This is a genomic window from Cecembia lonarensis LW9, from assembly GCF_000298295.1.
GTDB classification, from domain to species: Bacteria; Bacteroidota; Bacteroidia; order Cytophagales; family Cyclobacteriaceae; genus Cecembia; species Cecembia lonarensis.
The window spans coordinates 1-10,005 of record NZ_AMGM01000118.1; the positions used below are offsets into that span (position 1 = coordinate 1).

6 protein-coding genes and 1 pseudogene are annotated in these 10,005 nt (G+C 39.4%); 4 read left to right on the plus strand and 3 right to left on the minus strand.

What is annotated here, in order from left to right; all coding sequences use genetic code 11:
- Positions 1 to 583: 583 nt before the first annotated feature.
- From B879_RS19210 to B879_RS19220, 3 genes are all read right to left on the minus strand, one after another.
- A complete protein-coding gene (locus B879_RS19210) occupies positions 584 to 1,723 on the minus strand; it encodes a DUF4221 family protein (RefSeq protein WP_157231729.1) in 1,140 nt (379 codons plus the stop codon).
- Between the two features lie 219 nt (positions 1,724 to 1,942).
- Positions 1,943 to 4,336: a ribonucleoside-diphosphate reductase subunit alpha gene (locus B879_RS19215; RefSeq protein ID WP_009186890.1), complete on the minus strand. Its 2,394-nt coding sequence runs from the start codon at positions 4,334 to 4,336 to the stop codon at positions 1,943 to 1,945.
- Positions 4,337 to 4,371: 35 nt separating this feature from the next.
- Positions 4,372 to 5,352, minus strand: a complete 981-nt coding sequence (locus B879_RS19220; RefSeq protein WP_009186891.1) for a ribonucleoside-diphosphate reductase small subunit — start codon at positions 5,350 to 5,352, stop codon at positions 4,372 to 4,374.
- Between the two features lie 594 nt (positions 5,353 to 5,946).
- Between B879_RS19220 and rplU the strand changes: the two genes are divergently transcribed.
- From rplU to B879_RS23670, 4 genes and pseudogenes are all read left to right on the plus strand, one after another.
- Entirely contained in the window at positions 5,947 to 6,258 is a 312-nt protein-coding gene (gene rplU, locus B879_RS19225; RefSeq protein WP_009186892.1) for a 50S ribosomal protein L21, read from the plus strand.
- Between the two features lie 32 nt (positions 6,259 to 6,290).
- On the plus strand, positions 6,291 to 6,551 hold the full coding sequence (rpmA, locus tag B879_RS19230; protein ID WP_009186893.1) for a 50S ribosomal protein L27: 261 nt from the start codon (positions 6,291 to 6,293) through the stop codon (positions 6,549 to 6,551).
- Positions 6,552 to 6,662: 111 nt separating this feature from the next.
- Positions 6,663 to 6,785, plus strand: coding sequence for a hypothetical protein (locus B879_RS23450; RefSeq protein ID WP_262481915.1), 123 nt, complete (start codon positions 6,663 to 6,665; stop codon positions 6,783 to 6,785).
- 104 nt (positions 6,786 to 6,889) lie between these two features.
- A pseudogene (locus tag B879_RS23670) lies at positions 6,890 to 9,959 on the plus strand (WD40/YVTN/BNR-like repeat-containing protein).
- The last annotated feature ends 46 nt before the right edge of the window (positions 9,960 to 10,005 follow it).

A 10,005-nucleotide genomic window follows, 5' to 3' on the forward strand; every position in this document is an offset into this window, starting at 1 on the left:
GGGAGAAGCGAGACTTTAGACTCAAGACTTTAGACTCAAGATACAAGACACAAGAAATAAGACTTAGGTCGTCATACTTTTCTGATTCCGGACGCAGAAAGCGTCCAATACCGTAGGTTATTTGCCCCGGGTGCAACCCGGGGTTGAGAGGTAATTTTGATATTCGGGAATCCCGACTCCGGGGGAGTCGAATTCTAAAGAAAAAAATAAAATAAGTGTCAAGTAAAATCAGGACGTGACAAGGTCGCCGTACTTTTCTGATCAGGGAGACATTTTAATTCTTTTGTTTCCTGTGGTTCCTTTTGTGGTTCAATTAAATTCTTTGATTGGGAAGAGATATATTTTTAAACACAAAAGTCCACAAAAGCCTGTCAGAAGCGGGACCTGGCTGTCGGCAGATAGCAGCGAGCTTGAATACCTTTAGGAAAGAGATTAGAAATAAGAAAAACAAGTAAGAAATAAGAATAAAGACTCAGGATATTTTTGCATTCCAGATTCCGGACGCGGAAAGCGTCCAATACCGCAGGTTATATGCCCCGGTCAATCTGAAAAACGATTAGTCTAGGTGACCTTCTAAATTTAATTAATTTACTCTTATCCTAACAAACCCCATTTCATCATCAATATTTTCAAAAATCCAGAGCAGTCCATCTTTGACAAAATAGAAACCTGGGATGCTTTCTGTAGACGCCAGTGGCAACTCCTTGATCAGTTTGAAATTTTTATCATAGATATTGATGAAGACATCTATTGACTGCGGTCTTGGGTAATCATTGGGTGTTTCTTCATTAAAATGGCTGATATGGGAAAGTCGGATATAGCGCTCATTTATTTCATCATATACTGGTAAATGAAAGGATATTTCACTTTGAGATTTTTTAAAATGAAAGAAAAATATTTTTGGATCACTGACCTCACCGGGAAGCTTATGAATTTTTCTTGCATTTGTCAAACGATGCTCCATTTGGGTAAATTCAAGCGTCCCTTCAGCTAAATTATAGACATACAAGTCGCTCATGATATTCGATCCCACAAGGATATTTCCATTCACTGGTAAAAGAAATAAGTAAGGTTCATATACTTCAAAACTATTGCCATCATCTAATACCATCATAAAAGAACTCAGTTCTTCCAGCTGTGGCAGCTTTAGAATACTTGTTTCCCCAGTATTCAAATTTAAAGCTCCTAATTCAAGATCGCGATTGGGGGACTTCATCAAAATACCATACACCATATGAGGATTTTCCGGATCAACCTTTTCATGTAAAAAGGTTTTATCTGAATCTGCAAATAGTGCCTTCAAAGGTTTTAATTCTTGAAGTGCATCTGATTTTCTCCCTTCAGTGCTAATAATTATCGGGGAAGGGAATCCAGTCATTAAAATGAGGTTTTCTTTCAAATGTACAATCCCGCCTCTGCCATTGTTCCCTATTCCATCAGGGCCTTCTTTTTCTAAAGCCACTACCTGAATTAAACTAAGTTCGTCCAGATCGATCTGTTCAAGCGTAGTTTCTGCTACATTATAATTATATAAAAAACGACCATTGGATGATATACTTGCGGTGGATAATCCCCAATTGAGAAATAAGGGCACTCCTTTACTATCCACTATCACTGTATCGATCTCAAGGATGACTTTTTCTATAGATAAAGAGGTTTTATCCTTCACTTTACCACAAGAAAACAAGTGAACCATTCCTGTCAAGAAGATAAGGTAAGTCAAGCAAGACCTATTTTTCAAGTAAATCCAACATATGGGCTGATTCATGTTCATTGCTTATAAAAAGTCCAACTTTTATATAACTTGAACTTTCTTAAAAAATTATCACTACCATTTTCTTTTTCAATTTCCCCTAAATTAAGGTAGATTTAGGATCAAAAAAAAGCGCCTGATACCATCAGACGCTTTTTTACCATCAAACGAACTCTAAAATATTCTTTATTAGCTTCCGCACATTTCGCAGCCTTCAGGGTCATCCAATGAGCAAGCGATAGCATCTTGTTTTTGGTTTCTGGAAGGATCTACAGCAGAAGCTGTTTTATCTGTCTCTAGGGCTGATTTATCTACTGTAAACTGGATTGCACTGGCAGCAGCTTGTGATCTGAGGTAGTACATGCCAGTTTTCAAGCCTTTTTTCCAAGCATAGAAATGCATAGAAGTCAGTTTACCAAAGTTAGGATCTTGCATAAACACGTTCATGCTTTGGGACTGACAGATATAAGCGCCTCTTTCGGTAGCCATATCAATGATGATTCTTTGAGAGATTTCCCATACCGTTTTATATATATCCTTAATGTTCTGAGGAATTCCAGGGATATTTTGTACGGATCCATTGGCAGCGATCAACCTGTTTTTCGTGGTATCGTTCCATAAGCCCAAGTTGATCAAGTCTCTCATCAAATGCTTATTCACCACAATGAATTCACCTGATAGTGTTCTTCTGGTGTAAATATTGGAAGTGTAAGGCTCAAAGCACTCATTGTTGCCCAAAATCTGGGAAGTAGATGCCGTTGGCATTGGGGCAACTAACAGAGAGTTTCTTAAACCGAATTTTTTCACTTTTTCTTTCAATTCATTCCAGGCCCATCGGCCAGATTTTGGCGTTACCCCCCACATGTCAAATTGGAAGATGCCTTTTGAAGCTGGAGAACCTTCATACGTTTCATAAGTTCCCTGTACCTTGGCCAATTCCATGGAAGTTTCCATAGAAGCATAGTAAATAGTCTCAAAGATATCTTCGTTCAGGCCTTTGGCTTCATCTGAATCGAAGGGCATTCTCAACATGATAAAGGCATCTGCCAAACCCTGTACACCAAGACCAATAGGTCTATGCCTAAAGTTAGATCTTCTGGCTTCTTCGACAGGATAGTAGTTTACATCAATTACCTTGTTAAGATTTCTTGTTGCCACTTTGGTAACTTCATATAGTTTCTGGTGGTCAAAGTATTTTTTACCATCCTTGCCCGTCGCCACAAACTTTGGAAGTGCAATTGAAGCTAAGTTACAAACAGCCACCTCATCTGGAGAGGTATATTCAATGATTTCAGTACAAAGGTTGGACGATTTTATCGTTCCTAGATTTTGCTGATTAGATTTTTTGTTGGCTGAATCTTTATAAAGCATGTAAGGCGTTCCGGTTTCAATTTGAGATTCAAGGATCTCAAACCAAAGTTCCTGAGCTTTTATTGTCTCTCTTGCCTTTCCTTCTCTTTCATATTTTTCATACAGCTTTTCGAATTCCTCTCCGTGGCAATCAGCCAAACCAGGTGCTTCGTTAGGGCAGAAGAGGGACCATTCATCATTTTGCTCTACACGCTTCATGAACAGGTCTGGAATCCACATGGCATAAAAAAGGTCTCTTGCACGCATTTCCTCTTTACCATGGTTTCTTTTCAGTTCCAGAAAATCTTTAACATCTGCATGCCAGGGTTCCAAATAAATGGCAAAACTTCCTTTTCTTTTACCTCCACCTTGGTCAACATAACGTGCAGTCATGTCAAAGTTTCTCAGCATCGGTACTATGCCATTTGAAACACCGTTAGTGCCTCTGATATAGCTGCCTTTTGCCCTTACATGGTGGATGGATAAGCCAATGCCTCCTGCAGACTGGGAAATCTTGGCACATTGCTTCAAGGTATCATAGATTCCATCAATACTATCTTCTTTCATGGTCAACAAGAAACAAGAAGATAGTTGTGGCTTAGGTGTACCAGCATTGAATAAAGTAGGGGTAGCATGGGTAAACCACTTCTGGGAAAGCAGGTGATAAGTTTCGATGGCTGCATCGATATCTTCCTTATGGATGCCTACAGCCACTCTCATCAGCATATGTTGAGGTCTTTCCACAACTTTACCGTCTAATTTGATCAGGTAACTTCTTTCAAGTGTTTTAAAACCAAAATAGTCATAGTCAAAATCTCTTTGGTAATCGATCACCTCATCCAGTTTGGCAGCATGCTTTTTTACTACACCATAAACATCCGGTGCTATTAAAGCTGCATTGTCACCAGTCTTCTGATTGATGTGGGTATACAGCCTTTTCATGGTATTTGAAAAAGATTGGCTGGTGGTTTTGTGCAAATTGGAAATGGCTATCCTGGCAGCCAAGATGGCGTAGTCAGGATGTTTGACCGTTAAGGAAGCACAGACCTCCGCAGCAAGATTGTCTAACTCAGTGGTAGTTACCCCATCATAAAGACCATCAATTACCTTTTTGGCAACTTCAATTGGATGGATATATCTGCCATCCAAACCATTACAGAGGTTTTCAATCCTCGTCGTGATTTTGTCAAATCGTACAGACTCTCTACGTCCGTCTCTCTTTATTACTAACATGTCTGGTGATAATTTGGATTGGTGGTAAGTGGATTTTAGAAATCTTCTTCAACAGAAAACTTTGGTGAGTCAATAGCTTCTTTTGATTTCATAACGCCTGCTTTTTGGTAATCACCTACCCTCTTTTCAAAGAAGTTGGTTTTACCTTGCAGGGAAATCATATCCATGAAATCAAATGGATTTGTACTGTTCCAAACTTTTTCACAGTCTAATTCTACCAATAACCTGTCTGCCACAAATTCAATGTATTGACACATTAAATCTGAATTCATGCCTATAAGTTTGACTGGAAGTGCATCAGTGACAAATTCCTTTTCTATTTCTACCGCATCTTTAATAATTTTGGTCACAGTCTCTTTAGGTAGCTGATTGTTTACGTGTTTGGTATATAGGTGGCAGGCGAAATCGCAGTGTAAGCCTTCATCTCTTGATATCAACTCATTAGAAAAGGATAAGCCAGGCATGAGTCCTCTTTTCTTCAACCAGAAAATGGAACAGAAAGAACCGGAAAAGAAAATACCTTCCACCGCAGCAAAGGCAATCAACCTCTCCTGAAAGCTACCATTATCTATCCAACGCAAAGCCCATTCGGCCTTTTTCTTCACACAATCAATATGCTCAATGGCATTCAGAAGTTTATCCCTTTCTACCGGGTTTTTAATATAAGTATCTATTAATAAGCTATAAGTTTCGGAATGGATATTTTCCATTGCTATCTGAAACCCATAAAAGAACTTGGCTTCGGTGTATTGCACCTCTGCTACAAAGTGTTCTGCCAGATTTTCATTCACAATACCATCACTTGCTGCAAAAAAAGCAAGTACATGAGAGATGAAATGTCTCTCTCCATCATTTAAATTCTTCCAATCTTTTAGATCTTGGCTCAGATCAATCTCCTCTGCTGTCCAAAAACTTGCTTCGGCCTTTTTGTAAAATTGCCAGATATCGTCATGCTGGATGGGGAAAAGGACAAACCTGTTTTTGTTATCCTGAAGAATCGGCTCTATCTGTTGCATTACACTGTGGGTTTTAATAGTTAAAATAAATGTTTTAGTAGGCTACTACTTTTCTACTATGCTGGGAATAAAAAGGCTGTTTATGCAAACAGCCTTCGAACAAATATGACCAACAAAATTTAAAAATAAAACCCTCCAATACCCTAATAGTGTAGTTTTTTGAACGTAATTCAAAACATTATAAAGTAATGATATTCAATATAATAAAATATATAACATCAATCTATAGTTTAAATAATTAAGTCTCTAATCAATCATGAACTTTTTTTTAAGAATTTTCACATTCTCTGATCAGAGCAAAAACCACTAAAAAATTGACTGGAAGTCAAATTTGCACTATGTTTTTAATTAACCAAATATAATTTTTAATATCCTGGTTTTCTGCCTTTTGTTAAAAAATTTAATTTTCGTTTTAAAAACCTTTAGAAAAATTTTTATGGTTGGACTCAGGCTATTTTCCAATAAAAAATTACCTTATGATTGTTTGAGCTAACCGGGTGATTGTGTATTTGCCAGGTTTGATAAATTCTTTTTTTTCTTAGAATTAAATGATTATATTTGCACTCCAATTTCCTAAAGCAATAAATAATATTTATGTACGCAATTGTAAACATCGCAGGAAAGCAGTTCAAAGTAACAAAAGATCAGCAAGTCTATGCACCAAAATTGCAAGGCGAAGCTGGCGCTTCCGTGGAATTTGATCAGGTATTGTTGGCTGATGACAACGGTGCAGTATCAATAGGCGCTCCAATCATAGCTGGCGCCAAGGTATCAGGAAAAATTCTTGATCATGTAAGAGGTGACAAAGTTATCGTATTCAAAAAGAAAAGAAGAAAAGGATACAAGAAGAAAAACGGTCACAGACAAGATTTTACTAAAATTTTGATTGAAAACATCACATTATAAGATTTCATAAGGAATCATAAACGTATAACATTATGGCTCACAAGAAAGGTGTCGGTAGTTCCAAAAACGGTAGAGAATCCCATTCCAAGCGTCTAGGGATAAAGAAATTTGGTGGAGAGGTTGTTATTGCAGGTAATATACTTGTAAGACAAAGAGGTACTAAGCATCATCCGGGTGATAACGTGGGTGTTGGAAAAGATCATACCCTATTCGCTTTGACTGATGGAAAAGTACAGTTTAAGAAAAAATTTGATGGCAAGTCTTACGTCAGCGTATTGCCTGCCGAAGCTTAAACATCACTATATTAACTTTAAACCCTCTGGATAAGAGGGTTTTTTTTTGTCCTATCCAAATGGAGGTTGCCACTTGGGTAATGAGGCCAATCAAAAGATTTTCAAATTAGGATGAAGCAGTATTTCGACCAACACTTGATGGGCGAAGAGACACCTGAATGGATGGAGCGGGGATTCCTCATCTGGGAAAATTATACGACAGAGTTCGCTAAGAGTATGAAAAGGGTGGGTTAATGTTTATACTTTTTTTATAATCTCATATAACCAATTATCATTTTTTGTAGGTGAAATCACTTGATATAGCTTAAATTCCCTCATAATTAACCAATCTTAAAGCTATGAACAGAATTTTACATGTCTTTTGTGCAGCTTTTCTTCTATTTACGCTTGGCTTGTTTCAGGAAATACAAGCCCAAACGTATGATGAAAAGTTATACGATGCCGTTCAATGGAGACTAGTGGGTCCCCATCGAGGTGGTAGATCGGCTGCGGTATCCGGTGTTGCCGGTGACCGAAATACCTTTTATTTTGGAGCTACTGGAGGAGGAGTTTGGAAAACCACAGATGGTGGAATCACTTGGGCCAATGTTTCTGATGGATTTTTCGGAGGCTCAATTGGTGCAGTGACCGTAGCGCACTCCGACCCCAACATCATCTATGTAGGTGGTGGAGAGAAAACCGTTAGAGGAAATGTTTCTTATGGATATGGCTTTTGGAAGAGTACCGATGCCGGAAAAACCTGGGAACACCTTGGTATGGAAGAGACCCGCTTTATTTCAAGGATTAGAGTTCACCCTACTAATCCTGAAATTGTCTATGCTGCAGTTTTGGGTGATATTTTCAAACCTACAACGATGAGGGGTGTATACAAATCTACGGATGGAGGAAAAACATGGGACCGGAAACTTTTTGTAAATGAGCAGTCGGGAGCGGTTGATCTAATATTGGACCCCAATAATCCAGAAGTAATGTATGCCAGTACTTGGCAGTTGAAAAGAACGCCTTACAGCTTAGAGAGTGGGGGTCCTGGATCTAAAATGTTTAAAAGTACCGATGGTGGGGAAAATTGGATTGAGATTTCCAGAAATCCAGGCCTTCCTGCTGGAACCCTAGGCATTATGGGTATTACGGTTTCTCCTTTGAATTCCAACAGGCTTTGGGCCATTGTGGAGAATTTAGATGGAGGTGTATTCCGCTCTGATGATGCGGGTGCTACTTGGGAAAAGACCAATGATGATAGAAATTTGAGACAAAGGGCCTGGTATTACACCCGTATTTATGCAGATACGCAGGATGAAAATACGGTCTATGTCATGAATGTGAATTACCATAAATCCACCGATGGGGGAAAAACCTTCAAAGGCGCTGCTGCACCGCATGGTGATCATCATGATTTATGGATTGACCCCAGTGACAATCAGCGCATGATCATTGCTGATGATGGAGGTGCCCAGGTGTCTTTTGATGGAGGTGCGTCCTGGTCAACTTATATGAACCAACCAACAGCTCAATTTTATAGGGTAACGACAGATGATCACTTTCCTTATAGAATTTATGGTGCGCAGCAGGATAATTCCACCATGCGAATAGCCCATAGAAACGATAGCTACGGCATTACAGAAGATGATTGGCAGGTTAGTGCGGGTTCGGAATCAGGTTGGTTGGCCGTAGACCCAACTGATAACGATATTGTCTATGGCGGTAATTATGGCGGTCTATTGCAGTACCTCAACCATAAAACAGGAGCAAGGAGAAATGTAAATGTATACCCTGATAACCCTATGGGACATGGTGCCGAAGGAATGAAATACCGTTTCCAGTGGAATTTTCCCATTTTCTTCTCTCCTCATGATCCCAAGGTGCTGTACACCACATCCAACCATTTCCACCGTTCTACGAATGGCGGACAGAGTTGGGAGACCTTTAGCCCCGACTTAACCCGAAATGCCAGAGAAAAACTAGGCCCAGTCGGGGGGTCCGATAACGAAGGACAATACTTCCGTGGAATATTATTCCACCATTTTTGCTGCTGCTGAATCTCCTTTGAAAAAAGGCGTATTATGGGCAGGCTCTGATGATGGATTGGTCCATGTTTCCAAAGACAATGGTGCTACCTGGGAAAATGTAACTCCTGCTGAACTGCCTGAATGGACGCAGATCAACAGTATGGAAGCGCATCCATTTGAAGAAGGGGGATTATATTTTGCTGCTACAGCTTATAAAAATGGAGATTATGCCCCTTATTTGTTTAAAACCACAGATTATGGTAAAACCTGGACAAAAATAGTGAATGGAATAGATGCCCAGCACTTCACAAGAGTGGTAAGGGCTGATCCTGCTAAAAAAGGCATTTTATATGCGGGAACCGAAACAGGGATGTATGTATCCTTTAGTGATGGAGCTGAATGGAGCCCATTCCAGCTGAATCTGCCAATTGTCCCCATAACAGACTTGACTATTAAGGACAACAACCTGATAGCAGCAACTCAAGGACGTAGCTTTTGGATCATTGATGATCTAACCGTTTTACATCAGCTTTCAAGAGATGTTTCTGTCAAGCCTTTTTATCTTTTCCAGCCTCAGGATTCCTATACTTTGGATGGGGTGAGAAGGGAGTCTAAAACTGCCGGAACCAATAGACCAGGTGGTGTTTTGGTGTACTATCAACTGAATCAAGAGCCCAAAGAGGAAGTCAGGCTCGAATTTTATGATAGCAATAAAAACCTGATTAGAGAATATTCTTCAAAAGGAATAGCAGGTGATACGCTGAAATATAAAGTGGGATCCAATGAATTTAACTGGAACCTTAGAATTCCGGATGCTAAAGGGTTTGAAGGTATGATTATGTGGTCAGGACCATTAAGAGGGCCTAAAGTAGTCCCTGGGGATTACACGGTGTTATTGATGGTTGATGGACAGGTTCAGGAGCAAGGCTTTAAAGTCTTACCTGATCCAAGGTACCCTTCTACTCAAGAGGACAGACAGGCACAATTTGATTTCTTGCTTCAAGTCAGAGATAAACTTACCGAAACACATGAGACCATCATGTTGATCAGGAAATACCGTGATGAGCTCAATGCTTTGGTGGAAAATAACCCAAGACAAAAAAGACGCATTGATCCGATCATTAAGAACATTTCGGATATTGAAAAGGAACTGTATCAGACCCAAAACAGAAGTGGTCAAGATCCTTTGAATTACCCGATTCGGTTGAATAATAAATTGGCCCACTTGAATGTTATCGCTGGTACAGGGGAATGGAGGCCAACAGATGGGGCAGAAGAAGTCAGGGTAGAAATTACCAGGCAGATCGATGCCCAACTAACTAAATTCAGAGAGGTTGAGCGTACAAGCATTGCCAATGTGCTTAATGTTGAGGAATTGAAAGCATCTATGGAATTGAAATAGATTGAAAAAATCAAATGAAGTTTGTATGACTTTAAAAAAAAGGGGG